Source organism: Mycobacterium sp. RTGN6 (assembly GCF_033804605.1).
Taxonomy (GTDB): domain Bacteria; phylum Actinomycetota; class Actinomycetes; order Mycobacteriales; family Mycobacteriaceae; genus Mycobacterium.
The window spans coordinates 289,485-314,558 of sequence record NZ_JAPZKZ010000009.1 but is presented as its reverse complement, the minus strand read 5'-3'; the positions used below and the strand labels follow the sequence as shown (position 1 = coordinate 314,558).

The 25,074-nt window shown below is 67.8% G+C and carries 23 protein-coding genes; 10 read left to right on the top strand and 13 right to left on the bottom strand.

Annotation, left to right across the window (positions count from 1 at the left end; translation table 11 throughout):
* Positions 1-21 precede the first annotated feature (21 nt).
* From SLQ33_RS23085 to SLQ33_RS23070, 4 genes are all read left to right on the top strand, one after another.
* Entirely contained in the window at positions 22-1,566 is a 1,545-nt protein-coding gene (locus SLQ33_RS23085; protein WP_319456196.1) for a hypothetical protein, read from the top strand.
* Positions 1,567-1,620: 54 nt separating this feature from the next.
* Complete coding sequence (locus SLQ33_RS23080) at positions 1,621-2,457, top strand: DUF1542 domain-containing protein (RefSeq protein WP_319456195.1); 837 nt, start codon at positions 1,621-1,623, stop codon at positions 2,455-2,457.
* A 6-nt stretch (positions 2,458-2,463) separates the two neighbouring features.
* Positions 2,464-2,763, top strand: coding sequence for a DUF1330 domain-containing protein (locus SLQ33_RS23075; RefSeq protein ID WP_319456194.1), 300 nt, complete (start codon positions 2,464-2,466; stop codon positions 2,761-2,763).
* Between the two features lie 112 nt (positions 2,764-2,875).
* Entirely contained in the window at positions 2,876-3,547 is a 672-nt protein-coding gene (locus tag SLQ33_RS23070; RefSeq protein WP_319456193.1) for a hypothetical protein, read from the top strand.
* On the opposite strand, the gene SLQ33_RS23065 is transcribed toward SLQ33_RS23070, so the two are convergent.
* From SLQ33_RS23065 to SLQ33_RS23050, 4 genes are all read right to left on the bottom strand, one after another.
* On the bottom strand, positions 3,544-5,235 hold the full coding sequence (locus SLQ33_RS23065) for a sodium:proton antiporter (RefSeq protein ID WP_319456192.1): 1,692 nt from the start codon (positions 5,233-5,235) through the stop codon (positions 3,544-3,546). The genes SLQ33_RS23070 and SLQ33_RS23065 overlap by 4 nt on opposite strands.
* A gap of 125 nt (positions 5,236-5,360) precedes the next feature.
* Positions 5,361-6,155 (bottom strand): Fpg/Nei family DNA glycosylase, encoded by a 795-nt coding sequence (locus SLQ33_RS23060; RefSeq protein WP_319456191.1) that lies wholly within the window; start codon positions 6,153-6,155, stop codon positions 5,361-5,363.
* Positions 6,156-6,158: 3 nt separating this feature from the next.
* Positions 6,159-6,638, bottom strand: coding sequence for a ribose-5-phosphate isomerase (locus SLQ33_RS23055; RefSeq protein ID WP_319456190.1), 480 nt, complete (start codon positions 6,636-6,638; stop codon positions 6,159-6,161).
* 51 nt (positions 6,639-6,689) lie between these two features.
* On the bottom strand, positions 6,690-7,298 hold the full coding sequence (locus SLQ33_RS23050; protein ID WP_319456189.1) for a DsbA family protein: 609 nt from the start codon (positions 7,296-7,298) through the stop codon (positions 6,690-6,692).
* Between the two features lie 100 nt (positions 7,299-7,398).
* On the opposite strand from SLQ33_RS23050, the gene pepN reads away from it, so the two are divergent.
* From pepN to SLQ33_RS23035, 3 genes are all read left to right on the top strand, one after another.
* Positions 7,399-9,984 (top strand): aminopeptidase N, encoded by a 2,586-nt coding sequence (gene pepN, locus SLQ33_RS23045; RefSeq protein WP_319456188.1) that lies wholly within the window; start codon positions 7,399-7,401, stop codon positions 9,982-9,984.
* Positions 9,985-10,019: 35 nt separating this feature from the next.
* A complete protein-coding gene (locus SLQ33_RS23040; RefSeq protein ID WP_319456187.1) occupies positions 10,020-10,376 on the top strand; it encodes an HNH endonuclease signature motif containing protein in 357 nt (118 codons plus the stop codon).
* 231 nt (positions 10,377-10,607) lie between these two features.
* On the top strand, positions 10,608-10,748 hold the full coding sequence (locus tag SLQ33_RS23035; RefSeq protein ID WP_319456186.1) for a hypothetical protein: 141 nt from the start codon (positions 10,608-10,610) through the stop codon (positions 10,746-10,748).
* Between the two features lie 67 nt (positions 10,749-10,815).
* Here SLQ33_RS23035 and SLQ33_RS23030 read toward each other — a convergent pair whose 3' ends face one another.
* From SLQ33_RS23030 to SLQ33_RS23020, 3 genes are all read right to left on the bottom strand, one after another.
* Positions 10,816-11,286: a DUF5130 domain-containing protein gene (locus tag SLQ33_RS23030; protein WP_319456185.1), complete on the bottom strand. Its 471-nt coding sequence runs from the start codon at positions 11,284-11,286 to the stop codon at positions 10,816-10,818.
* Complete coding sequence (locus SLQ33_RS23025) at positions 11,273-11,434, bottom strand: hypothetical protein (protein ID WP_413467708.1); 162 nt, start codon at positions 11,432-11,434, stop codon at positions 11,273-11,275. The genes SLQ33_RS23030 and SLQ33_RS23025 overlap by 14 nt, the downstream gene beginning before the upstream one ends.
* Positions 11,435-11,532: 98 nt before the next feature.
* A complete protein-coding gene (locus tag SLQ33_RS23020) occupies positions 11,533-12,186 on the bottom strand; it encodes an HNH endonuclease (RefSeq protein WP_319456184.1) in 654 nt (217 codons plus the stop codon).
* 151 nt (positions 12,187-12,337) lie between these two features.
* On the opposite strand from SLQ33_RS23020, the gene SLQ33_RS23015 reads away from it, so the two are divergent.
* Together SLQ33_RS23015 and SLQ33_RS23010 are read left to right on the top strand one after the other, a co-directional pair.
* A complete protein-coding gene (locus tag SLQ33_RS23015; RefSeq protein ID WP_319456257.1) occupies positions 12,338-12,733 on the top strand; it encodes a globin in 396 nt (131 codons plus the stop codon).
* A 31-nt stretch (positions 12,734-12,764) separates the two neighbouring features.
* A complete protein-coding gene (locus tag SLQ33_RS23010; RefSeq protein ID WP_319456183.1) occupies positions 12,765-14,345 on the top strand; it encodes a glycoside hydrolase family 13 protein in 1,581 nt (526 codons plus the stop codon).
* Here the strand turns inward: SLQ33_RS23010 and SLQ33_RS23005 are convergent.
* The 5 genes from SLQ33_RS23005 to ssb form a co-directional block, all read right to left on the bottom strand.
* Complete coding sequence (locus SLQ33_RS23005) at positions 14,342-15,031, bottom strand: hypothetical protein (protein ID WP_319456182.1); 690 nt, start codon at positions 15,029-15,031, stop codon at positions 14,342-14,344. The genes SLQ33_RS23010 and SLQ33_RS23005 overlap by 4 nt on opposite strands.
* Positions 15,028-15,441 (bottom strand): thioesterase family protein, encoded by a 414-nt coding sequence (locus SLQ33_RS23000; protein ID WP_319456181.1) that lies wholly within the window; start codon positions 15,439-15,441, stop codon positions 15,028-15,030. Before SLQ33_RS23000 ends, SLQ33_RS23005 begins: the two co-directional genes overlap by 4 nt.
* A complete protein-coding gene (locus SLQ33_RS22995; protein ID WP_413467701.1) occupies positions 15,438-20,324 on the bottom strand; it encodes an NAD-glutamate dehydrogenase in 4,887 nt (1,628 codons plus the stop codon). Before SLQ33_RS22995 ends, SLQ33_RS23000 begins: the two co-directional genes overlap by 4 nt.
* A gap of 95 nt (positions 20,325-20,419) precedes the next feature.
* Entirely contained in the window at positions 20,420-22,093 is a 1,674-nt protein-coding gene (ettA, locus tag SLQ33_RS22990; RefSeq protein ID WP_319456180.1) for an energy-dependent translational throttle protein EttA, read from the bottom strand.
* A gap of 65 nt (positions 22,094-22,158) precedes the next feature.
* Positions 22,159-22,617, bottom strand: a complete 459-nt coding sequence (gene ssb, locus SLQ33_RS22985; RefSeq protein WP_319456179.1) for a single-stranded DNA-binding protein — start codon at positions 22,615-22,617, stop codon at positions 22,159-22,161.
* A gap of 167 nt (positions 22,618-22,784) precedes the next feature.
* Here ssb and atzF point away from each other — a divergent pair, with 167 nt between their 5' ends.
* Complete coding sequence (atzF, locus tag SLQ33_RS22980) at positions 22,785-24,410, top strand: allophanate hydrolase (protein WP_319456178.1); 1,626 nt, start codon at positions 22,785-22,787, stop codon at positions 24,408-24,410.
* A gap of 35 nt (positions 24,411-24,445) precedes the next feature.
* Here the strand turns inward: atzF and SLQ33_RS22975 are convergent, their stop codons facing one another.
* On the bottom strand, positions 24,446-25,045 hold the full coding sequence (locus tag SLQ33_RS22975) for a TetR/AcrR family transcriptional regulator (protein ID WP_319456177.1): 600 nt from the start codon (positions 25,043-25,045) through the stop codon (positions 24,446-24,448).
* Between the last annotated feature and the right edge of the window lie 29 nt (positions 25,046-25,074).

The following is a 25,074-nucleotide window of genomic DNA, read 5'->3' as shown; positions in this document are numbered from 1 at the left end:
ACGAACGCTTTGGGGAGCGACATGGCGGCAGACGAAGACACGGCCGACACCGCGGGCGGCGCGTTGGCCGACGACCGGCCTGCGGGGACGGTGCGCACGGCCGTGGTGTTCGTGCACGGCCTGTTCGAGCGACGCCCGCTCGAGAACCTCGACGCATTCGCGAAGACGGCGCTCGATCCGCGCCGCCCGTACTACGCCCGACCCGCGGAGATCACCGACTCCTACGAAGCCCGCCGCTACGTCTCCCCGGGGTCGGACGACCATGTCGAAGCCGAGGTGTTCGAGTATCACTGGTCATTCCACGCGACCGGAAACCGCTACGCCGGGCTGATGCCGATGGCGCTGCGACTGTTCCTCCGGCGGCCCGGCAACGTCCCCGATCCCCTGTTCGGAATCTGGCGCGTGGTGTGGACCGTGATCCTGGCCCCGATCCTGCTGGCGACCTGCGTCCTAGCGATCGGCTGGTACTTCCTAAGCACCGGCGTTCCGGCGTGGCTGGTCGGCTTGGTCAGCAGCGTGATCGTGCTGGCGATCGGGCTAGGCGTGTTCCGTTTCGTGGCAACGGCGTTGAGGCGAAGCTTCATCACGACGGGCTTCGTCGACGTCGCCCGCTACCTGGACCCGTTGCCGGACTCGTACGCCGCCCGCAGGGCGATTCGCGACGGCCTGGTCGATCTGTTGCACACGCTGCAACAGGGCTGGTACTCCCGCATCGTGGTGGTGGCGCACGGCGTCGGCGCCTACATCGCCTACGACGCGCTGACGTCGTTGTGGGCAGAGACACACGAACTGCATGCCGGATTGCCTACCGATGCGGCGACGCCCGTTCCCATCGAGCTGAAGTCCCGCAGCGGCCTCGAATCCTGCGCCGATCGGCTGCTCGCCGACGCGGATGGCGACGGGGCACTCGACGAATTCCAGGCCGCCCAGTTTGCGCTCTGGCAGGACCTCCGATGGCAGGGAAACCCGTGGCGGATAACTGATTTCATCACCGTCGGCACACCGATGAGCTTGGCCGACGTGTTGGTCGCCCGCCCGCCAATCGCCAGCGGGCTGGCGAAGTCCGACGACATGCGTCGACGTGAACTGTTCGACACGTTGGTACGTCGCGGGGGTGCCGTCCGGTGCCCGCCAAGGTCGGAAACGCTGCCCGTCGACGGCGCGGATCACGGTCACGTGGCCTACGGCTGGAACCAGGACGGCATGCGCGAGGTGCTCGGATCACAGTCGCCGTTCGCCGTCACGCGCTGGACGAATCTGTGGTTTCCGGTGACTCGCGGCGGCCTGCGCGGCGACTGGTTCGGCGGTGCGCTGGCACCGTTGTTCGGCCCGGGCGTCCGCGACATCGCGGTACGGGGCAACGAACCCGAACGGTTCAAGCGTGGCGCGGCGCAAACCGAATACTTCACGCATCCCGACAAGGGTGACGAAGGCGACGTGGCGTGGCACCTTCGCAAGACACTGGCGCTGCAGCCCGACGCCGCCCTGGACCGTCTGCTCGACGCACCGCACCCCGATCCCGACACCGTGTCGCGTCAGGTGCATCGGTCTTGGCAACGAAGTTAGTGCGGAAACGGTCGCTTGCGATCTTGGACGTTTCCCGTCGGTACGCTGGACGCCATGTCAGGCACTCTGGTCGTCCTCATCCTCGTGGTCGTCGCCGCCATCGCGTTTCTCGTCTACAGCACGCAGAAGGCGTCCGGCCGGCGTACCGCGGCGTCCCTCGCCGACGCCAAGGCCGACGCGCGCCGCGCCATCGAACGACTCGGCGGGCAGGTGTTCAACCTCACCGGCACCGACGACGCGTCCAGACAGGCGCTCGTCGACGCCTCCGAGCGCTACACCGCCGCGGGCTCACAGATCGAGCAGGCCACCACCGTGCGTCAGGCCCAACTCGCCAAGGAGAGCGCCATCGAGGGGCTCTACTACTCGCGCGCCGCACGGGTGGCGATGGGCATGGATCCGGGTCCCGAACTCGAATCGTTGACGGGGCAGCGCTCAGCGGGCACTGTCACCGAGGATCGTCGAATCGAGTTCGAGGGCAAGAACATCGAGGCCTCCCCCTCGCCGTCGCAGCGCACGCCCAACTACTACCCCGGCGGCCGCGTGGCTGGCCGCCCCGTGCCCGCCGGCTGGTACTCCGAGCCTTGGTGGAAGCCGGCGTTGGTCGCGGGCGCCTGGGGTATCGGGTCGGTGCTGCTGTTCGACGCAATGTTCTCCGGCATGCACGGCGTCAACTACGACGCCCAGGGCTTCGAGAACGGCCAGGGCGACGGCTTTGAACAAGGCGTCGACCAAGGCCAGCTCGACGGTGCCGACTCGGGCCAAGGCGACGGCGGCGGTGGTGGCGACGACGGCGGCGGCTGGGGCGGCGATAGCTGGGGTGGCGGCGACAGCGGGGGCGGCGACTGGGGTGGCGGCGGAGACTTCGGCGGCGGCGACTTCGGCGGCTTCTAGGCGCGAATGACCGCGTACGTCATCTCCGAAGTCGAGATCCGCGACGAGTCAGTGGCCGAGGAGTACCGGAACCTGGCCGCGGCATCCATTGCCGAACACGGTGGTCGGTATCTGGTCCGCGGCGCCACGCCGGACGCCCTCGAGGGTGAGTGGCCGTCCGGCAGGCGTTTGGTGATCGTCGAATTCCCCGACGCCGACACGGTGCAGCGGTGGTATTCGTCGCCGTCCTACGCGAAGGCGCTGGTGTTCCGGGATCGCGCGTTGACCCGGAGGCTGATCGTGGCCGAGGGCTTGTCGATCGGCTAGCGCTGTCGCGCGAAAAGTCGCGGCCGAAAAGTTGTCGCCTTTTGCCGCGGTGATTGCTCCTAGTTGGTGACGGCGGCCCATGAGGGGCTGCGACGAACCACACGGAGATTCGATGACCACGCGCTATGCGTCCCCGAACAGCGACCCCACCCCGCAGACCAACGCCACGACGGTATGCCGCCCGCAACTCGTATTCGCACCCCCGGCCGACGTCGCCTTGCCCGTCGTCGCCAGCACGTCGACGTCGAAGTCGGGCTGGGTCGTCAGCGGTGTCGCGGCCGCCCTCGCGGTCGCCGCGTTGAGCGTGGTCAGCGTTTATGCGTTCGACGCCTTCTTCCAGTCGTCGCCGACGCCCGTACCCGTGCCGGCGTCGGCCCCGGGTCAGCCGGACACTGCGGTCGTGGCACCGGCACCGGCATCGCCGTCGGCGCCCGAATCGACCGGGCCAACCGGGCCGACCGCCGTCGGCTCCCAGCGCAGTCCCGTCGTCATCAGCGTGCCCAGCGTGGTCCCGGGCCAAGCGGGCAGTCCCGCCGCGCCGGGCCACCCGACGGCGCCCGCGGACGGACCCGTCGTCGCACCGAAGCCGGAGACCCCGCCGCCGGCGCCAGCGCCAGGAGAGATCCCGACCTGCGGCGATCTCGTCGCGTGCGACCCCATCCCGCCAGCTACCCCCAACGGCCCACCGGCGTGCGGTGACTTCGCGCCGTGCGAGCCCGTCCCGCCCGCACCCAAGCCCTGCGGCCCCGCGTGCACCCCGACGGGCACGGGCGGCCGCGGTTAGAGGCGGCTCTCCAACCTCGCGGACACACCGGCCTCCTGGAGGTCGAGCCGCTCGAGCATGGCCCGCACCGCCTCGTCCTCGATCCGACCTTCGTCGCGCTCGATGATCAACGCCGCGCGCTGAGCGGACAACACTTGGCGGTAGAGCGCCGAGAACACCTCGGAGCGCTTCGTGTGCGCTTCGGGGTCGGGCATCTCGTCGGCGTCCTGCGAGTGCCGGGCGATGGTGGTGCGGATCTCGGCGAGCGCGCGCGGGTCCATGTTCTCCGGAGGGTTGGCCCGGAACTCGGTGAGCACCTCGTCGGCGGCATCGTGCACGACGCGCTCGGCCTTGAGTTCCTCCTCACGGTCGGCGGCGTGGTCGTCCGAGAACCGTGATAGATGAAGCCGCCCGATGAGTATCGGCAACGTCCAGCCCTGGATCAGCAGGGTGCCGATGGCCACCACGAAGGCGATCGCCTGAATCGTCGCGCGTTCGGGGAACGGCTCGCCGGTGACGGTGGTGGCCGGGATCGCGGCGGCGGCGGCCAACGTCACCACCCCGCGCATGCCCGTCCAGGACACGACGATGTTCTCCTGCCAACTCAGCGACCGGCGGTCGATCATCGCGCGCCACCGGGACTTGGGCTTCTTGCGGACTCGCGTGCCCAATGCACCGCGACCGCCGCCTAGCGGAACGGGCACGCTGAGCCTGCTCTCGACGTGACTGGACAGCTTGCTGCGACCGAACATCGCGAACACCGACAGTGGCCGGATCACCAACACGATCAGCAGCACGATGGCCGAGGCCACGGCGACCTCCGCGATCGAGTCGTGGGCCTCGCGCAGATCCTCCAGCACGAAGCGAAGGTGTAAGCCGATGTAGGCGAACACGAACGCCTCGAGCAGCACGTCGACAGAGTTCCAGACGTACCGCTCCTGCAGCCGGGTCTGATAGCCCGCGCCGAGCGTCCCGTTGCCGACGACGAACCCGGCGACGACGACTGCCAGCACGCCGGACGCGTGCAGTTCCTCGGCGGCGATGAACGCCGCGAACGGCACCAAAAGGCCCTGGACCGTCTCCAGCCCGGGATTGGCCAGCCGCTTGCGAATCCACAACGTCACGTATCCGAGCACGCCGCCGACGATCGGCCCGATGATCGCGCTGTAGCCGAACAGCAGGAACGGGTTCTCGATGAACGTGTGGCCACCCGCCACCTGGACCACGGCGATGGAGAACAGCGTCAGGGCCGCGGCATCGTTGATGAGGCTCTCGCCGGTCAGGATCGCCATGACGCGCTTCGGCAGGCCCAGCTTGCGCCCCACCGCGACGGCCGTGACGGCGTCCGGCGGCGCCACGATCGCGCCGAGCACCAACGCCGTCGCAAATGTCAATGGCACCACCACCAACCACGACGACACGGCCGCGACGGTGAACGCGGTCACCACCACGAGCCCGACGCCGAGGCCCAGGATCGGCCGGATGTTGCGAAGGAACGTCGGGAACGAGAAGTCCAGTGCCGCCGAGTAGAGCAGCGGGGGCAACACGACGGTCAGCAGGATGTGCGAGTCGAGTTCGGGCGCCTCGAAACCCGGAAGGAACGACACTGCGCTGCCGATGACGACGATGATCAGCGCGGGTTCGAGCCCGCGTCGGTGCGCGATGGCGGTGACGACGATGGCGCCCACGACGACGAGGATCAGTTCCACTCGCCAATCATCCCGTCAAACTCCGCTCGGTGCCCACCACGCTTCGCGACTGCTGTGAGATCACCGTCTGGGCCGAAATCGCGATCTCCCCGCAGTTTCGACGTTGGCGCGCCGGCGTGAACGGCCTAGGTCTGGCAGGACGGACACCAGAACAGGTTGCGACCCTCCATGACCTCGGTGCGGATCGTCGTGCCGCACACCCGGCACGGGTCCCCGGCGCGGCGGTAGACGTACGTGCGCGGTCTGCCCTCGCGGTACGAGGGCGCGCCCTTGTCGTCGGGCCGTCGGACGGTCACGATCTTGCCGGTGCGCACGCCCACCTTCATCAGCGCGACGAGATCGGTCCAGGTGTCGGCGAATTCGGCTTCGGCGACGTGGGTTCCTGGCCGATGCGGGTCGATGAGGTGGCGGTACAGCAGTTCGGATCGGTAGACGTTGCCGACCCCGGCGATGACGGCCTGATCCATCAGCAGTGCTCCGATTGGTCTGCGCGACTTAGTGATTCGCGTCCAAGCTGGCGCGGGGTCTGGGTTCCTCCGCAACGGATCCGGCCCCAGCCGGGCCAGGATCTCGTCGACGTCCGACCGCGTGATCAGTTCACATGCGGTTGGTCCACGCAGATCGGTTCCGTACTCGGCCCCGATCATCCGCATCCGCACCTGGCCGACCGGCCCGGACATGGGCACCGCGTGCTCGGTGAACGTCCCATAGAGGCCGAGGTGGACGTGGACGACTCCGCCGCCCTCGTAGTGGTGAAACAGGTGCTTGCCCCAGGCTTCGGACTTGCGCAACACCTTGCCATTGACCGCCGCCGCGGCCTCGGTGAAGCGGCCCTGTGGGCTGGTGACGAGCACCGGTGCGCGACCGAACCGCTGCTGGTGCAACCGGGCCAGCCGGTGCAGCGTATGTCCTTCCGGCACGGCTTATTCGGGTGCGCCGGGCACGGGCGGCGCGACGTGCGTCTGCTCGTACTCGGCGAGGATGTCGATGCGACGCTGGTGGCGTTCGGCTTCCGACCACGGCGTCGTGAGGAACGCGTCGACGAACGTCAACGCATCGGCCAGCGTGTGCATCCGGCCGCCGATGCCGATGAGCTGGGCGTTGTTGTGCTGGCGGGCCAGCGACGCCGTCTCGACGCTCCACGCCAGCGCGCAGCGGGCGCCGGGGACCTTGTTGGCGGCGATCTGTTCACCGTTGCCCGAACCGCCGATGACGATGCCGAGGCTGTCGGGGTCGGCGACCGTCCGCTCGGCGGCGGCGATGCAGAACGCCGGATAGTCGTCCTCGGCGTCGTAGGTGTACGCGCCGCAGTCGATCGGCTCGTGGCCGCCGGCGATGAGGTGTTCGATGACCGCCTGCTTGAGTTCGAAACCCGCGTGATCGGAGCCGAGGTAGACGCGCATGGCGGCCATTGTGGCAGAGCAATCCGAACGCGTGGTGCGTGGTACCCGACGTCAGTCGAACTCGGGCGCCTCGGTGCGGGTGCGCTTGAGCTCGAAGAAGTGTGGATACGACGCGAAGATCACCGACGCGTCCCACAGCTTGCCCGCCTCCTCGCCGCGCGGGATCTTGGACAGCACGGGGCCGAAGAACGCGACGCCGTTGACGTGGATGGTCGGCGTGCCGACGTCGTCGCCGACCGCGTCCATGCCCGCGTGATGGCTCTTGCGCAGCGCCTCGTCGAACTTGTCGCTGGTGGCCGCCTCTGCGAGCTCGGCAGGCAGCCCGACGTCCTCGAGCGACTTCGCGATGACGTCGTCGAAGTCCTTGTTGCCTTCGTTGTGGATCTTGGTACCCATGGCGGTGTACAGCGGGCGCAGGATCTCCGAGCCCTTGGCCTGCTCTGCGGCGATGGCCACCCGCACCGGGCCCCACGCCTTCTTCATACCTTCCCGGTACTCCTCGGGCAGGTCACGCCCTTCGTTGAGCACCGCGAGGCTCATCACGTGGAACTCCACGTCGATGTCACGCACCTTCTCAACCTCGAGGATCCAGCGCGACGTGATCCAGCACCAGGGGCACAGTGGATCGAACCAGAAACCGGCGACATCCTTGTTGGCCATTGATCAACGTTCCTCTCGGGCGATTCAGGGTTAGAAGTCCGTTCAGCACAACTATGCACGCCCGCGCTGTGTTCCCGTTTGCCGTCTAGTGTTGGTCGACGTGGCACTTCCCAATCTGACTCGCGACGAGGCCGCCGAACGCGCCGCGCTCGTCACCGTTGACAACTACCGCATCGTGCTCGACCTGACCGATGGCGACGGCGCACCCAGCGAGGGCACCTTCCGGTCGACGACGACGGTGACGTTCAACGCACTCGCCGGCGCCGACACCGCAATCGACATCGCCGCCCGCGCAATTCACGGCGCGACACTCAACGGCGTCGCTATCGACGTCAGCGGCTACGACGAATCCACCGGCATCGCACTGACCGGGCTCGCCGAGCACAACGTGCTGGTGGTCGACGCCGACTGCGCCTACTCCAACACCGGCGAGGGCCTGCACCGCTTCGTCGACCCGGTGGACGAGGAGGTGTACCTGTACTCGCAGTTCGAAACTGCCGACGCCAAGCGGATGTTCGCGTGCTTCGACCAGCCCGACCTGAAGGCGACCTTCGACGTCAGCGTCACCGCGCCCGCACACTGGCAGGTGGTCTCCAACGGCACCGCGGTGTTGGACGAGCCGTCGGGCAACGAGTCCGTGCGCACCTTCGCGACGACGCCGCGGATGAGCACCTACCTGGTGGCGCTCATCGCTGGTCCGTACGCGCGCTGGGACGACGTGTACACGGACGGGCACGGCGAGATACCGCTCGGCCTCTTCTGCCGGGCGTCGCTGCGCGAGTTCATGGACGCCGAGCGGCTTTTCACCGAGACCAAGCAGGGTTTTGGGTTCTATCACGAGAACTTCGGCGTGCCATACGCTTTCGGCAAGTACGACCAGCTCTTCGTGCCCGAGTTCAACGCGGGCGCCATGGAGAACGCTGGCGCGGTCACGTTCCTGGAGGACTACGTCTTCCGGTCTAAGGTCACTCGATACAGCTACGAGCGCCGCGCCGAGACGGTGCTGCACGAGATGGCGCACATGTGGTTCGGTGACCTCGTCACCATGACCTGGTGGGACGACCTGTGGCTCAACGAGTCGTTCGCGACGTTCGCCTCCGTGCTGTGCCAGGCCGACGCCACGGAGTACAAGCAGGCGTGGACGACGTTCGCCAACGTCGAGAAGTCGTGGGCGTACCGGCAGGACCAGCTCCCGTCGACGCACCCCATCGCGGCCGACATTCCCGACCTGCACGCCGTGGAAGTGAACTTCGACGGCATCACCTACGCCAAGGGCGCCAGCGTGCTCAAGCAGTTGGTCGCCTACGTCGGGTTGGAGGCGTTCCTGGCCGGGCTGCGGGACTACTTCCGTGACCACGCGTTCGCCAACGCCACGTTCGGCGATCTGCTTGGCGCGCTGGAGAAGTCGTCGGGCCGCGACTTGTCGCAGTGGGGCAGGCAATGGCTGAAGACCACGGGGCTGAACACACTGCGCGCCGACTTCGACGTCGACAGCAGCGGCACGTTCACGCGCTTCGCGATCGCCCAGGGCGGGGCCGCCCCCGGCGCAGGTGAGACCCGGGTGCACCGGTTGGCGGTGGGCGTCTACGACGACGACGGCTCGGGCAAACTGGTGCGCACGCATCGCGAGGAGCTCGACGTCGAAGGCGAGCACACCGATGTCCCTGCGCTGCAGGGCGTTACCCGCGGCAAGCTGATCCTGGTCAACGACGACGACCTGACGTACTGCTCGTTGCGACTAGATCCCGACTCGCTGCAGACAGTGCTGACCCGCGTCGCCGACATCGCCGATTCGCTCCCCCGCACGCTGGCCTGGTCCGCCGCGTGGGAGATGACCCGCGACGCGGAACTGAAGGCTCGCGACTTCGTCGAGCTCGTCAAGGGCGGCATCCATGCCGAGTCCGAAGTGGGTGTGGCCCAACGTCTTCTGCTGCAGGCGCAGACGGCGCTGAACTCCTACGCCGATCAGGACTGGGCGTGCGCGCAGGGCTGGCCCGAGTTCGCCGACCGGCTGCTGGAACTGGCCCGCGGCGCCGAGCCCGGCTCCGATCATCAGCTGGCATTCGTGAACGCGTTGTGCACGTCGGCGCTGTCGTTGCGGCACACCGCGGTGTTGGCGGCTCTGCTGGATACCGACCCGTCGGAGCTCGGCCTGTCCGGACTGACCGTCGACACCGATCTTCGGTGGCGCATCGTGACCGCGTTGGCCGCGGGCGGCGACGTCGACGAGAAGGATGCCGCTACGCCGTTCATCGACGCCGAGGCGCAGCGCGATCCGACGGCGGCGGGCAAGCGCAACGCCGCCGCAGCATCTGCGGCCAGGCCGCAGGCTGCCGTAAAGGACGCCGCGTGGGCGCAGGTGATCGAGGACGACACCATCGCCAACATCACCACCCGCGCCATCGTGACCGGCTTCGTGCAGCCGGGACAGGCGGCGCTGCTGGCACCATTCCGCGAGAAGTACTTCGGGGCCATCGCCGGGGTGTGGGAGCGCCGCTCCAGCGAGGTCGCGCAGACCGTCGTCATCGGGCTGTACCCGTCGTGGGACGTCAGCCAGGCCGGGCTCGACGCGGCAGACGCGTTCCTGGCCGACCCGGAGCTGCCGCCTGCGCTGCACCGGCTGGTGCTCGAAGGACGCGCAGGCGTCGAGCGCGCACTTAGGGCGCGCGCATTCGACGTCGGCTAACCGGTTTTGCGGGCTTCGTCACTTAGGCTCGCGCCATGGCTGCCACGAACAGTCGCAGGGCGCGGGCCGCTCGAAGGCGCAAGCGCCGCCTCGCGGGCGTCGTCAACGACCTGACACCCGCGGAGTGGGCCACCATCAAGGCCGCGTGGAACGGCTGCGCCTACTGCGGAGCGGATGACGGTCCACTGCAGCGGGACTGCGTCATGGCCATCTCGCGCGGCGGCCGGTACACCATCGACAACGTGGTCCCGGCCTGCGCGGCGTGCAACGCAAGCAAGTGCAACGACGAGGTCACCGGATGGCTGCGCAGGAAACGCCTCGACGAGCGCGCGTTCCTCGAGCGCTACGTGCGTATCCGCGCGGAACTGTTGGCGCAGGCCCTGGAAGCCTGAGCGATCCCTAGCAAACATGTGTGGCGTGGATGTGGCGCGCCATCAAAGTGGTGCGCGACCTCAACCAGCTGGATCAACAGGTTCGGGGTGAGCACAATCACCACGTCAGAGCTTGATTTACACGACGTTAACATGGACTATTAAATAGTCTGCTGATTAAGTGATCCTCTGTTGGCGGGCTCACAGCAACCAACGCTCTGTGATCCGGAGCACAACGTAGGAGTGAGAACAATGCGTTTCACGCAGTTTCGCGCAGACATGACGCGCGCCATGAACCGGCGTCGCCTCTATGCGAAGATCAACGCCCTTCCGGACTCAACGGTTCGCGAAGAGCTGCTGGCGATCGCTCAGCGCCACGACGCAGCCGAGTGACGCGGCGAGTTTCGAAGAGCCGGTGATCCCACGGGGGTCACCGGCTCTTTCGTTTATCGGTCAGCGATCAGACAGGTGACACGCCAGCGCTCAGCACGCGCACGGCGCTGATGAGCCCGTCAATGAGGTTGCCCTCCTTGAAGGATGCCGCAGCCGCAGACACGCCGAGCGGCGCAGCCTCTTCGATGCCGCGGCCGTTGACCTCGTTGCCGTAGACCACCTCGATGGCCTTCTGGTTCGGCGAGACGGCGAGTAGCACCGCGTTGTCGGGGGTCGGCACCTTCGCGAGAATCTCGCGCGCACTGGCGGCGGTGTCGTCGCCGAGGTCACCCAGGTAGACGGCGAAGCGGGCCTTGGCGGCACGCGACCCGTACTTCAGGGCGTCGTCGAGAACGACGAGATCCTTGACCGGGAACGGGTAGTGCACCGACAACTCACCGGGCTCGGTGACGCCGGATATGCGGCCGCTCGACGTGACGGCATACCCGTAGGGCAGCACCTCCGAGTCGGTGGTCTTGACGAGCTCACCACTTGCCACTTGCGCCACCTCCCACAGTCAGGTGCGAACCATGCCCGCCGTGACCGTGATCGGCCGGCTCATCGGCCGCCCACAGGATCGGGTCATGCGTCCACTCGTCGGACATCTTGTAAGTCGCCGGGTGCGGGCCCTTGCGGATGAAGATCATCACGGCAAGTACCAGCAGCACCAGCAACGGAACCCCACCCAACAGGGAGTGGGCAACGGCGATCTCGCTCACGACGCAAACCGTATCTCAATGGCCACTCAGGCCGCGCCTTCACCCAGATATCGCGCCCACGCCGGGTCGAGTTCCTTGACCGACGACAACAGCCGCCAATGCTGACCCTTGGGCGGCAGCGGCGCGGCGCGCAGCGTCCAGCCGAGTTCGGCGAGCATCTTGTCGGCCTTGCGGTGATTGCAGTTGGCGCACGCCGCCACGCAGTTCTCCCATGAGTGGTCGCCGCCGCGGCTGCGAGGCACCACGTGGTCGACGGTGTCGGCCTTGGCGCCGCAGTAGGCGCAGCGGAACCGGTCGCGGTGCATCAGGGCAGCCCGCGTCATGGGGATGCGGGCCCGGTAGGGCACCCGTACGTAGGACCGCAGCCGGATTACCGTGGGCACGACGAGCACGCGCGTCGCCGAGCAGAGCTCGGGACCGGAGGGGTCCTCGTGCACGACGTCAGCCTTGCCGCACAGCACCATCACGACGGCACGCCGCACCGAAAGCGCGGTCAACGGCTCAAAGGTGGAGTTGAGCAGCAGCACGCGGCGACGCGTCCAGACGGTGCTGTCATGGGTGTGGACGCGGCCGTCGACGCTGTGAAGCGGGATTGTGTGCGCAGCACCGCTCGAGGCACTGCTTAGGGCGGTCGCGGTCCCGAGACTCCGGTGGCTGCGACTCTTTCTTCGCTGCGACATACGTCCTCCGCCAGACAGTCCACCATGGATTTCCGCCGTCCGCACGACAATTTTTGGCGTGTCCGCAGGTCAGTCCGGTGAACATCCGATGACTGCAGCCCGGATCGCCGCCGCCCGACGGCGGCCAGGCGCGGCGGGAGACAATGGAGCGGTGACGGAGCCTGCGCGATCGTTCTACGACGAAGTCGGTGGTGACGAGACCTTTCGGAGGATCGTGTCGACGTTCTACCAACTGGTCCGCGAGGACGAGATCCTTCGCCCGCTGTATCCGGAAGACGATCTGGACGCCGCCGAGGAGCGGTTGCGGATGTTCCTCGAGCAGTACTGGGGCGGCCCTCGCACCTACTCCGATCAGCGTGGCCACCCCCGACTGCGGATGCGTCACGCGCCCTTCCGGATCGGTTTCCTCGAACGCGACGCCTGGCTGCGGTGCATGCACACCGCCGTAGCGGAGATCGACGCGCAGACACTCGACGACGCGCACCGCAAGGCGTTGCTCGACTATCTCGAGATGGCCGCGCACTCGATGGTCAACTCGACGTTCTGAGGTTCACCGTCCTGGGGCACAATGGCGCAACGTGACCGAACCCGGACCTTGGTGGTCGAATGCCGTGTTCTATCAGGTGTATCCGCGCTCGTTTCGCGACAGCAACGGTGACGGGGTCGGTGACCTCGAGGGTGTGACGTCCGAGCTCGACTACCTGGTGGACCTCGGTGTCGACGCGATCTGGCTGAACCCCGTCATGGTGTCCCCGATGGTGGACCACGGCTACGACGTCGCCGACCCCCGTGACGTCGACCCCTTGTTCGGCGGGATCGACGCGCTGGACCGGCTCGTGGCGGCCGCACACGCCCGCGGCATCAAGGTCACCATGGACCTGGTCCCCAACCACACCAGTTCGCAGCACCCGTGGTTCCAGGCGGCGTTGGCCGCAGGCCCGGGCAGCACGCAGCGCGAGCGGTACGTCTTCCTCGACGGCTCGGGTCCCGACGGCGCGGAGCCCGACGGCCTCCACCCACCCAACAACTGGGTGTCGGTGTTCGGCGGGCCGGCCTGGACGCGGGTCGTCGAGCCGGGCGGCAACCTTGGTCAGTGGTACCTGCACCTGTTCGACGCCGAGCAGCCCGACTTGAACTGGGAAAACCCGGAGGTGTTCGAGGACCTGGAGAAGACGCTGCGGTTCTGGCTGGACCGTGGGGTCGACGGGTTCCGCATCGACGTCGCGCACGGCATGGCGAAGCCTCCGGGTCTGCCCGACATGAAGAACCCGAATCTGCCGATGCTCACGCTCGACGACGACGACCCACGGTTCAACCACGACGGCGTGCACGACATCCACCGCAGCATTCGGACGGTGCTCGATGACTACCCCGACGCGGTCACTATCGGCGAGATCTGGGTGTTCGACAACGACGACTTCGCAAAGTACCTGCGACCGGATGAACTGCACCTCGGATTCAACTTCCGGTTGGTGCGGGCCGAGTTCGACGCCGACGTGGTGCGCGAGGCGATCGAGAACTCCTTGGCCGCGGCGGTACTAGCGGACTCCACGCCAACGTGGTGTCTGTCCAATCACGACGTCGAGCGGGAGGTCAACCGGTACGGCGGCGGCCCGGTCGGGCTGGAACGGGCGAAGGCAATGGCATTGGTGATGCTGGCGTTGCCGGGAACGGTGTTCGTCTACAACGGCGAAGAGCTCGGCCTGCCGAACGTCGAACTGCCCGACGACGTGCTGCAGGACCCCACCTGGGAGCGGTCCGCCCACGTGGAGCGCGGGCGCGACGGCTGCCGGGTGCCCATGCCGTGGGCTGGTGAGCAGCCGCCGTTCGACTTCTCCGACAATTCCGACACCTGGCTGCCGATGCCCGCCGACTGGGCTCCGCTGACGGTGGAGAAGCAAGAAGACCAACCCGACTCGACGTTGGGGTTCTACCGCCGAGCGATCGAATTGCGCCATGGCAGAACCGATTTCAGTGAGCTCGGGCTGGAGTTTCTCGACGTCGCACCCGACGTGATGGCGTTCCGCTGCGGCGACGGGCTGGTGTGCGTCTTGAACACCGGCACCGAGGCGGTGGCATTGCCCGACGGTGACGTGCTCATCGCCAGTGCACTGGACGGCGACGAGCTGCCGCCCGACGCCGCCGCCTGGCTGCGCTAACGCACGATGAGCGCGGTGTGATCGCGGCGCCGGTACACGCTGCCGAAGCGGGCGTCGACCCGCAGCCAACTCGGCACCACGCGCACCCGCACCACCTCGTCGGCGGCCACCGACTCCGGCGCGAACGCATCCGTCCTGGTCGTCGACTGCGGCAGGAAACCCATTGCGGTCAAGGCGAACACACACCGCATCGGGATGCCAACCGTTTCGTCGCCGGACGTGACGGCGACGACCTCCTGGTCGAGCAGCGAGGCTGGCGGGCCGTGCGCACTGCTGTGTTCCTTGGCCAGGGCCACCCCGCGCTGGGCGAGGTCGAGCACCGCCCGCGCGGGTACGTCGTCGAGATGGACGAACCCCGTCTCGGGCGGCAGCACGCCGCGCCACGCGGAGTCCATCGCAAACCCAGGCTCGACGAACCCCGAGCGGTCCATGTCGGGTAGCGCCCGCGCCAGCGCGTCGGCACCCGCGAATAGGTCTGCCGGGCGCACCCGGCCTCCCACCACGCGACTGGCCAGCACCTCGAAACCCGTTGGTACCCAGACGACGACGTGACCGCCAGCGCGCGCCTTCAACCGGATCACCGCCGAGTCGTCGAGCCGCAGCGCACGATCGACGAACGTGATGAGGTCCTCGCGGTGCGCGGCGTCGTCGAGCCACAACCCGCGTTCGGCCTCCGGCGCGCTCATCGCTGGTAAGCCTGGAGGTACTCCCGATGGTGCGGAAGTAGCCGAACCAGTCGTTGCTCCTCGATGTGGAACGCGGCCAACTGCGACTCGCCGATGACGGCGGGTTTGGAGTCGGGATCCGCGAGCACCGAGCGCACCTCGTAGCCGAGCGTGAAGTCGACGGCACGCAGCCGGTTCACCCAAATCGTCACCTGTAGTGGCGAATCCGCGAGCCGAAGCTGCCCCTTGTACGAAACGCGGACCTCGGCGATCAACAACCCGATGGTGGCGAAGTCGTCGGCGAACGGCTTCGCCAGGAACGGCACGCGGGCTTCTTCGAGGATGGTCACCATGGTGCCGTGGTTGACGTGCTGGTACATGTCGATGTCCGACCAGCGCACCGGCACTGGCGTGGTGAAACGCTCTGTCACGCCGTGGTTCCGGTTCCGCTGGTTCGCGTCATGCTGCGGATCTGGCGCGCGGCGACCGACAGCGTCGCCAGGTCGCGTCCACCGTCCTCGTAGATCTCGGTGAGCGTCCGCCGCGCCCGCGCGACCCGGGAACTGTTCGTCAGCTCCCACTCCTCGATCTTCTGCTCACCGGTCTCGTCGGGCTCGCCCGCGGCCATCACGTCGAAGCAAAGTCCGCGCAGTGAACCGTAGATGTCGTCGCGGATCGCCAAGCGCGCCAAGGCATGCCAGCGGTCGTCGCGAGGCAGGCCACTCACCGCGGTCAGCAGGCCATCGGTGCCCAGATGGTCCATCAACGCGAAGTAGACGTCGGCCACCTCGGCCGCATCGCGCTCGATGATGTCGGACACGTCGATGACGTCGAGCAGGCTGTACTGGTAGAGCCCCGTCGCCACCATCGTCGCGAGCTCCTTGGGCACCCCCTGCGCCTGGAGTTCGGCCGACTGCGTGGCCACGATCTCGCGGTCGTCGCCGCGCAGCCACTCCGGCATCCGCGGCGTCAGCGCGGCCACCTTGGCGGCGAAGCGATTGACCTCCGCCCCGACGGCGAGCGGTTGTGGCCGGTAGTTGAGCAGCCACCGTCCGGCCCGGTCGATGAGCCTGCGCAGGTCCAGCGTCATGCGGTCGGTGACGGCGACGGACACGCCCGCGTCACCGGCGGCCCGGATCTGGCGCCGGATGTCGCCCACCCGGAAGATGGCGTCGGTCGCGACGTAGCTGCGCACCGCGTCCACCGGCCCGACGCCCACGTCTTCGGTGACCCGGAAGGCGTAGGAGATCCCGCTGGTGTCGACGAGGTCGTTGACCAGCATCGTGGTGACGATCTCGCGGCGCAGCTGATGGGTGCGGATGTCCGTGCCGAAGTGCTCGCGGAGCTGGGCCGGGAAGTAGTCGGGTAGCCGTGCGGCGAACACCTCCTGATCCGGCAGGTCGGTGGCGAGCAACTCGTCCTTGAGCCCGAGCTTGACATGTGCCATCAACGTCGCGAGCTCGGGTGACGTCAAGCCGAGGCCGACCTCGGTGCGTCGGGCGATCTCCTTCTCCGACGGCAGCGCCTCCAATTCGCGGTTCAGTCCGCGCTTGGCAATCAAGTCACGAATCTCGCTGGCGTGCACGGGAAGCAGACTGGCCGCGTTGAGGCGGCTGGTGCCCATCAGGTCGTTCTGACTCGAGTTGTCGGCCAGCACGAGCCTGCCGACCTCGTCGGTCATCGACATCAACAGCTCGGTGCGCTCGTCGGCCGCGACCTTGCCCGTCGTGACGAGCGAGTCGACGAGGATCTTGATGTTTACCTCGTGGTCGGAGCAGTCGACGCCCGCGGAGTTGTCCATCGCATCGGTGTTGACGTGACCGCCCGCGAGGTCGAACTCGATGCGCCCACGTTGCGTCACCCCGAGGTTGCCGCCCTCGCCAATCACCTTGACGCGCAACTGGTTTCCGTTGACTCGCAGGGCGTCGTTGGCCCGGTCGCCGACGTCGGCGTCCGACTCCGTCTCGGCCTTGACGTAGGTGCCGATGCCGCCGTTCCAGAACAGGTCGGCCGGCGCCTGCAGGATCGCCTTCATCAAGGCGGGCGGGGTCATGTCGACGACGTCGTCCGGCAGGCCGAGCGCGGCACGGACCTGCGGGCTGATCGGGATCGACTTCTGGTCCCGCGCGTAGATGCCGCCGCCCTCGCTGATCAGCGCGCGGTCGTAGTCGTCCCAACTCGAGCGCGGGAGGGCGAACATCCGCTCGCGTTCCACCCAGGAACTCGCCGCGTCGGGGTTGGGGTCAAGGAAGACGTGGCGGTGGTCGAAGGCTGCCAGCAGCCGAATGTGCTTCGACAGCAACATGCCGTTGCCGAAGACGTCGCCGCTCATGTCTCCGACGCCCACGACGGTGAAGTCCTGGCTCTGGGTGTCGATGCCCATCTCGCGGAAGTGCCGCTTGACGGATTCCCACGCGCCCTTGGCGGTGATGCCCATGGCCTTGTGGTCGTAGCCGACCGAGCCGCCGGAGGCGAAGGCATCGCCGAGCCAGAACCCATACGAGTTCGCGACCTCGTTGGCGATGTCGGAGAACGTCGCGGTGCCCTTGTCGGCGGCGACCACCAGGTAGGAGTCGTCGCCGTCGCGGCGAACCACGTCGGCGGGCGGGATGGTGGCGCCGGTGGAGGTGTCGACGTTGTCGGTGACGTCGAGCAGGCCCGCGATGAACAGCCGATAGCAGGCGACGCCCTCGTTGCGCTGGGCGTCGCGGTCGGTCGCGGCGTCGCCGGTTGGCGCGGGCGGGTTCTTGAGCACGAAGCCACCCTTGGCGCCAACCGGCACGATGACGGCGTTCTTGACGGCCTGCGCCTTGACCAGACCGAGGATCTCGGTGCGGAAGTCCTCGCGGCGGTCCGACCAGCGCAACCCGCCGCGGGCGACGTTGCCGAACCTCAGGTGCACGCCCTCGACCCTCGGCGAGTACACGAAGATCTCGTAACGCGGGCGGGGCAACGGCAGTTCGTCGATCAGCCCCGGATTGAGCTTGAAGGACAACACGTTCTGCGCGCGGGCCGACTCCACCCGGGTGACGAAGTAGTTGGTGCGCAGCGTGGCCTGGATCATCGACGCGAACGCCCGTAGCACGCGGTCGGTGTCGAGGCTGGTGAGCGCGTCGATGTCTGCTGCGACGGCGGCGGCCGCGGCTTGCGCGTCGGGGCGGGTGCCGGAGCTGGGCGCAGCTACCGCTGGGTCGAAGACGGCCTCGAAGAGCTCGATGAGCGAGCGTGCGGTCTGCGCGTTGCCGTTGACGACCGACTCGATGTGGGACTGGCTGTACGGAAACCCGGCCTGCCGCAGGTACTTTGCGTAACTCCGCAGCACGGCGACCTGCTGCCAAGTCAGGCCGGCGCGCAACACGAGTTCGTTGAAGCGGTCGATTTCGACACGGCCCTGCCAGATCGCCGTCACGGCGTCGGCGAACCGGGTGGCGTTGGCGTCGCGTTCCGCTGTGTCTTTGGCCTCCGGAATCGACTGGTGCAGTGCGACTTTGAACTGGTAGATCCACACCGGCATGTCGTCGGCTCGCGTCACCGTGAAGGGACGTTCCTCGAGCACCTCCACGCCCATCGACTGCAGCATCGGGAGCAACTCACTAAGCGACGCCGACCGTCCTGCCAGATACCAGGTGAGTTTCGCGTGCTCGTCCCCGCTGCCGTCGGAGAACACCAGCTTGACCGAATCGCCCTGCAACTCTTCGACGATCGCGATGTCGGCGATGGCCGCGTGCGGGGTGAACGCCTGCTTGTACACCTCGGGGAATGCGGTTGCGTAGTGCTCGGCGAGGCCACGGTCGATCAGGCCCGCCTTGACCGACCCGATGAGCCGGTCGCCCCAGGTCCGGGCCGCTTCGGTCAGTAGGCCCTGAATCCTGGTCTCGTTGTCGAGCGACGTATCGAGGTCGCTCGGCCGAGAGCCGTCGCGCAGTCGAACGGTGAAATGCACTACGGCCCAGGGTGATTCGCTCACCCGCGCGGTGTACTCGATGCTGATGCCGCCGAGTTCGCGCACCAGGATGTCCTGCATCTCCAGCCGAACGGCGGTGGTGTAGCGATCGCGCGGCAGGTACACCAGGCACGACACGAAGTGGGCGAGTTGATCCGCCCGCAGGAACAGCAGGGTGCGACGGCGGGAACCCAGGTCGACCACGGCCTTCGCCATCTCGAGCAGTTCGCGTGCACTGAGGGCAAAGAGTTCCGAACGCGGAATCGTCTGGATGATGTCGAGCATCAGCTGGCCGGGGTGGCTGGGGTCGCCCTGCGACAGTGCGAGCGCCTCGTTGACGCGCCGGGAGATGAGCGGGATCTCCAGCACGTTGGCGTTGGTCGCGGCGACGGTGAACAGGCCGACGAAGCGGTGCTCGATGGCCCGGCCCCTCGGCCCGCCGAGGTCCGCTTCGCGCACCACCACGATGAACGGGTACGCGCCGTAGCGCAGGAAGCTCGGCATGGTCGCCTGCGCCAGCACCAGCAGATCGTCGGCGCCGGTGAGTTGTGGCAGCACGTCGGTCCGTAGCCGAAGGACGCCGAGCCGGCTGGCCGGATCGACCGAGGCCTGACCGTCGTTCACGGCGCACCGTTGGTACCCCAGCAGTACGAAGTGCCCGTCGGCGAGCCAGCGCAACAACGCGGCGACGTCGCGGCGGTCATAGCTGGGGAACCGTCCGGCGTGGTCGGCGTCAAGGGCGTTCGCGAGCCCGACGAGCGTCGCGTTCAGCGCGGCGGAGTCCATCGCCACCTGCCGCGCGTCGGCGAGCACGTTGGGCAGCAGGGCCGCCGCCTCCGCGACCGCCCTGGTGTTCGCCGACGGTGACAACGCGACGTGGATCCAGCTCTCCTCGATACCGTCGCGGGGGGCTCTGGGGTCCGCAGCAGGAGCCATCTCGAGCAGTTCACCGCCGGGATTGCGCCGGACCCGGAACACCGGGTTCATGATGGCCGTATACGCGACGCCGAACCGGTGCAGCAGCACCGTCACGGAGTCCATGAGCATGGCGCTCTGGTCGGTGACCACCTGCAGCGCCGGGCCGACGGGGTCGTCCGCCCCGAGCACGGCGACCTTCGTCTCCCCCATCGAGCGTTGCCTGCCCAGCCGTCCGTGCGCGGCGAGCAGCGCAGGCGAGACCAGCCGCCCGATGACGGATTGGTCGACAGGGGCGGTCACGGCCGAATCGGCTGCGGGCGCGTCGCCGTGGGGGCCCTGATAGGTAAGGAGGTACGCCCTGGCCATTCCGGTAGTGACGTCCTGGCTCGTGTTGAGGACCGTCGTCTCAGCCGTTCGGTCGAAGCCTTGGCCGTTCCCGGGAATCACCGTCATGTCCCATCGCTCCTGACTTTCGCCCCCGTGCCGACGCTGGCACGCAGGAGCGAGAGTAGTAGCCCCCCGGGTCGCTTCGCTCCTGCCTCGCCGGATCAGTCCCGCGTGAGCCGTCGGTGGGTCACTCGGTGCGGACGCGCCGCATCGGCGCCCAGGCGCTCGACCTTGTTCTCCTCGTAGGCACCGAAGTTGCCCTCGAACCAGAACCACTTGGCCTCGTTGTCGTCGTCGCCCTCCCACGCGAGGATGTGCGTGCACGTGCGGTCGAGGAACCAGCGGTCGTGCGAGATGACCACCGCGCACCCGGGGAAGTTCTCCAACGCGTGCTCCAGCGAGCTCAGCGTCTCGACGTCGAGGTCGTTGGTGGGCTCGTCGAGCAGGATGAGGTTGCCGCCCTCCTTGAGCGTCAACGCCAAGTTGAGCCGGTTGCGCTCGCCGCCGGACAGCACGCCCGCGGGTTTCTGCTGGTCGGGGCCCTTGAATCCGAATGCCGACACGTAGGCCCGCGACGGGATCTCGTTCTGTCCGACCTCGATGTAGTCGAGTCCGTCGGAGACGACCTGCCAGACGTTCTTCTTGGGGTCGATGCCCGCGCGGCTCTGGTCGACGTAGCTCAGCTTGACCGTCTCGCCGACCTTGACCGTGCCGCTGTCGGGCTGCTCGAGTCCGACGATGGTCTTGAACAGCGTGGTCTTGCCGACACCGTTGGGCCCGATGACGCCGACGATGCCGTTGCGCGGCAGCGTGAACGACAGGTCTTTGATCAGGGTGCGGCCCTCGAAACCCTTGTCGAGGTGGTCGGCCTCGACCACGATGCTGCCGAGCCGCGGGCCGACCGGGATCTGGATCTCCTCGAAGTCGAGCTTGCGCGTCTTCTCGGCCTCGGCGGCCATCTCCTCGTAACGACCCAGCCGTGCCTTGTTCTTGGCCTGGCGCGCCTTCGCGCCCGACCGGACCCACGCGAGTTCCTCCTGGAGCCGCTTCTGCAGCTTGACGTCTTTGCGGCCCTGGAGGGTGACACGCTCGGCCTTCTTCTCGAGGTACGTCGAGTAGTTGCCCTCATACGGGTACGCGCGGCCGCGGTCGAGTTCGAGGATCCATTCGGCGACGTTGTCCAGGAAGTACCGGTCGTGGGTGACCGCAAGGATGGCGCCCTTGTACTCGGCGAGGTGTTGTTCGAGCCACTGCACGCTCTCGGCGTCGAGGTGGTTGGTGGGCTCGTCGAGCAGCAGCAAGTCGGGTTTGGACAGCAGCAGCCTGCACAACGCGACGCGGCGGCGCTCACCACCGGAGAGGTGGTCGACGGGCTCGTCGGGCGGCGGGCAGCGCAGCGCGTCCATGGCCTGCTCGAGCTGGGAGTCGATGTCCCAGGCGTCGGCGGCGTCGAGCTCCTCCTGCAGATGGCCCATCTCCTCCATGAGCTCGTCGGTGTAGTCGGTCGCCATCAGCTCGGCGACCTCGTTGTACCGGTTGAGCTTGCCCTTGATCGCCACGCCGGCTTCGACGTTCTCGCGGACGGTCTTGTCCTCGTCGAGCGTCGGCTCCTGCATCAGGATGCCGACCGTGGCCCCGGGCGCGATGAACGCGTCACCGTTGTTGGCCTGGTCCAGGCCGGCCATGATCCGCAAGACGCTCGACTTGCCGGCACCGTTGGGGCCGACGACGCCGATCTTCGCGCCCGGAAGGAAGTTCAGCGTGACGTCGTCAAGGATGACCTTGTCGCCGTGCGCCTTGCGGACCTTCCGCATCGTGTAGATGAATTCGGCCATTGCCGTTGGATGCCTTTCGTGGACTGGTTAACGCCGCGAACCATCCTAGGCGTGGCCTTCGGGTGCTACGCGGTCAGTGGCAGTCCCTCGGCGGGCTGATCCGCGACGTCGTCATCGATGGCGGGCTCCCCGTCGGCCGGGCCCTCCGCCGCCTGCTCGTCGGCGTGCCGCTTCGTCGGGCTGATGCTCACGGAGCTGCGTGCCAGATCTGGCCCGACCGCGGAGGCCCGGACCTCCACCGACGAACGGCGGTTTCCCTCCTTGTCGTCGTACTCGCTGGTGTAGACGGCCCCGACCACGATCACCGGGTCGCCCTTCGCCAACGTGCCTGCCACCCCCTTGACCAGGCGTCCCCAGCAACTGACCGACGCGAACAACGAATCACCCTGCTCCCACTCGCCCTCGGCCGTACGGCGCCTCGAGTTGCTGGCCACTCGGAACCTCACGACCTCTTGTTCGCCGACACGGCGGTGAACGGGGTCGTTGACGATGTTGCCGACGATGGTGAACGGGGTCTCGAACATGGTGCTTCCCTTCTCATGGGCGACGACGCGGGTGTGCCGCCTACCTGCCCATTCACCTCGGGCGGGCCGACGGATTGGCGGACGGTCGATCGGGATCGACGCTGGGCTGTGGATGAATCGCGGACTGTGAACATGCGGGAATACCTATCGCCCGCTAGTTTTGTCCCATGACGGTCTGGATCAGCCGCCGCAGCGACGCCGACATCGACGCCGACGTGGCCCGGAGCCGGATCGCCGGCGAGCTTCTCGCCGGGGTCACCCTCGCGGTGAAGGACAACGTCGACGTCTCGGGCCTACCGACCACCGCGGCGTGCCCCGAGTTCGAATACGCACCCGAGCACGACGCCCCGGCCGTCGCAGCGCTCCGTGCCGCAGGCGCGGTCGTCGTCGGCAAGACCAACCTCGACCAATTCGCCACCGGACTCGTCGGCACGCGGTCGCCGTACGGTGCCGTGCCGGACAGCCGCCGCCCCGAATTCATCAGCGGGGGTTCGAGTTCGGGGTCTTCCGTCGCGGTCGCGACCGGACAGGCCGACATCGCGATCGGCACCGACACCGCCGGTTCGGGTCGGGTGCCCGCCGGACTACAGGGCATCGTCGGCATCAAGCCCACGGTCGGGGTCGTCAGCACCGACGGCGTCATCCCAGCCTGCGAATCATATGACTGCGTAACGATTTTCGCCCGTGACCTGAACTTGGCGAACCGCGCGATGGGGGTGATGGCCGTCGGAGCACCGAACCGTCCGTGGCCGTCCGACACGCGCCTCGCCGCGCCGCTTGAGCCTGTCGTCGCGATCCCGGCGGAACTCCCCGAACTCGACGACGTCTGGCGGGCGGCGTTCGGCGCGGCCGTCACGACGTTGGCGGCGGCGGGCGCGCGCATCGTCACGGTCGACATCGCACCCTTTCTGGCCGCGGCGAAACTGCTCTACGATGGTGCGCTCGTCAGCGAAAGATACGCAGCAGTAGGCGAATTCATCGATGCGCACCCCGACGCGGCGATCGACCCCACGGTGGGCCGAATCGTCACGTCCGCACGCGACGTGCCCGCCCACCGCCTGATCGCCGACCGGCGCGAGGTCACCCGACTGCGCGCCGAGGCGTTGTCGACGCTCGACGGCGTCGACGCCCTGATGGTGCCGACGGCTCCGTTCCATCCGCGCCTCGACGAGGTGGCCGCCGATCCCGTCGGCGTGAACTCCCGCATGGGCACCTACACGAACTTCTGCAACCTGTTCGACATGTGCGCCGTGTCCGTGCCCGCGGGTACGGCGGGCGACGCTCAGTTCGGGGTCACCGTGCTGGGCCGTGCGTTCGACGACGCGGTGGCCCTAGACGTTGCGGCCTTGGTGTCCGGAGTCGAAGCGCCAGAAGAGAGCTGGCCGCTGTCGGTCGCCGACAGCACCGAGTTGGTGGTGTTCGGTGCGCACCTGCGCGGCGGGCCGCTGGTCCACCAGCTGACCGACCTCGGGGCGCGTTGGGCGGGCGAGTTGACGACGTCGGCGCACTACCGCATGGCGCTGCTGCCGTCGGTGCCGCCCAAGCCGGCGATCACGCGGCTCCCCGACGGTGCGGGCAGTGCGTTGAAGGCACAACGGTGGCTGCTCTCCCCCGCCGCGCTGGGCCGGTTCCTCGTCGGGCTGCCCGCCCCGATGCAACTCGGCAAGGTCGAGTTCGACGACGGCACGTGGCGCACGTCGTTCGGGTGCGACGGCGCGGCCGCCGCGACGGGCACCGACATCAGCCAGTACGGCGGCTGGGCGGCGGCGGTCGCCGCCGGCGCAGTCGGCTAGGAAACCTCACCAAGACCGTTGGCTGACAATGGCATTCATGCCACGGGTGCCAACCCCGAGCGCACCATGTTCACGCTCGCAACCACGATCGCCCCGATGTCGCCGGCACATCCGTCCCTGCCCCACGCCTCGACTGCGACCACGAGCGCCGCGGCCAGCGTGGCACCCGCGACCTCGGCGAGGAGGTCGATGTCCGGCGTGTCGGGGTGCCGGGACTTGACGAAGTCGGTCAACACCTGGGCAAAGGAGGCTTGCACCACCCTCAGATGGCCCGCCGCCCGTTCCCCGTCGATGAGTGTCGCGCGCAGAATCGCGGCCTGCCGAACGACTTCCAGGTCGTGCGGGAAGCTCGTCACGCTGGCCAGCACGGCATCGAACAGCGGTTCAGACGCGGGGCGCTCCGCAAGTGCCTCTGCCAACCACTCGAGATGGGTGTCGTAGTCCTTGAACAGCACGGCTTCCTTGGTCGGAAAGTGCCGGAAGAACGTGCGCTGGGTGACCCCCGCCTGCTGCGCGAGTTCCGCGACCGTCACGTTCGCGAACCCCTTGCGCGCGAACATCTCCAGAGCAACCCGTCGCAACGACTCATGGGTCGACTGCCAGCGCAGCTCGTGCAGGTTCGGCGTTGCGGTCATATCGCGGACGATCGTAACTCAGCCTCCCG

What these genes read in the sequence shown, in the direction of transcription:
- SLQ33_RS23085 (WP_319456196.1), top strand. Translation starts at nt 22, where the DNA reads ATGGCGGCAGACGAAGACACGGCCGACACCGCGGGCGGCGCGTTGGCC.
- SLQ33_RS23080 (WP_319456195.1), top strand. Translation starts at nt 1,621, where the DNA reads ATGTCAGGCACTCTGGTCGTCCTCATCCTCGTGGTCGTCGCCGCCATC.
- SLQ33_RS23075 (WP_319456194.1), top strand. Translation starts at nt 2,464, where the DNA reads ATGACCGCGTACGTCATCTCCGAAGTCGAGATCCGCGACGAGTCAGTG.
- SLQ33_RS23070 (WP_319456193.1), top strand. Translation starts at nt 2,876, where the DNA reads ATGACCACGCGCTATGCGTCCCCGAACAGCGACCCCACCCCGCAGACC.
- SLQ33_RS23055 (WP_319456190.1), bottom strand. Translation starts at nt 6,638, where the DNA reads ATGCGCGTCTACCTCGGCTCCGATCACGCGGGTTTCGAACTCAAGCAG.
- SLQ33_RS23050 (WP_319456189.1), bottom strand. Translation starts at nt 7,298, where the DNA reads ATGGCCAACAAGGATGTCGCCGGTTTCTGGTTCGATCCACTGTGCCCC.
- SLQ33_RS23040 (WP_319456187.1), top strand. Translation starts at nt 10,020, where the DNA reads ATGGCTGCCACGAACAGTCGCAGGGCGCGGGCCGCTCGAAGGCGCAAG.
- SLQ33_RS23035 (WP_319456186.1), top strand. Translation starts at nt 10,608, where the DNA reads ATGCGTTTCACGCAGTTTCGCGCAGACATGACGCGCGCCATGAACCGG.
- SLQ33_RS23025 (WP_413467708.1), bottom strand. Translation starts at nt 11,434, where the DNA reads ATGATCTTCATCCGCAAGGGCCCGCACCCGGCGACTTACAAGATGTCC.
- SLQ33_RS23020 (WP_319456184.1), bottom strand. Translation starts at nt 12,186, where the DNA reads ATGTCGCAGCGAAGAAAGAGTCGCAGCCACCGGAGTCTCGGGACCGCG.
- SLQ33_RS23005 (WP_319456182.1), bottom strand. Translation starts at nt 15,031, where the DNA reads ATGAGCGCGCCGGAGGCCGAACGCGGGTTGTGGCTCGACGACGCCGCG.
- SLQ33_RS22995 (WP_413467701.1), bottom strand. Translation starts at nt 20,324, where the DNA reads ATGACGGTGATTCCCGGGAACGGCCAAGGCTTCGACCGAACGGCTGAG.
- ettA (WP_319456180.1), bottom strand. Translation starts at nt 22,093, where the DNA reads ATGGCCGAATTCATCTACACGATGCGGAAGGTCCGCAAGGCGCACGGC.
- ssb (WP_319456179.1), bottom strand. Translation starts at nt 22,617, where the DNA reads ATGTTCGAGACCCCGTTCACCATCGTCGGCAACATCGTCAACGACCCC.
- atzF (WP_319456178.1), top strand. Translation starts at nt 22,785, where the DNA reads ATGACGGTCTGGATCAGCCGCCGCAGCGACGCCGACATCGACGCCGAC.
- SLQ33_RS22975 (WP_319456177.1), bottom strand. Translation starts at nt 25,045, where the DNA reads ATGACCGCAACGCCGAACCTGCACGAGCTGCGCTGGCAGTCGACCCAT.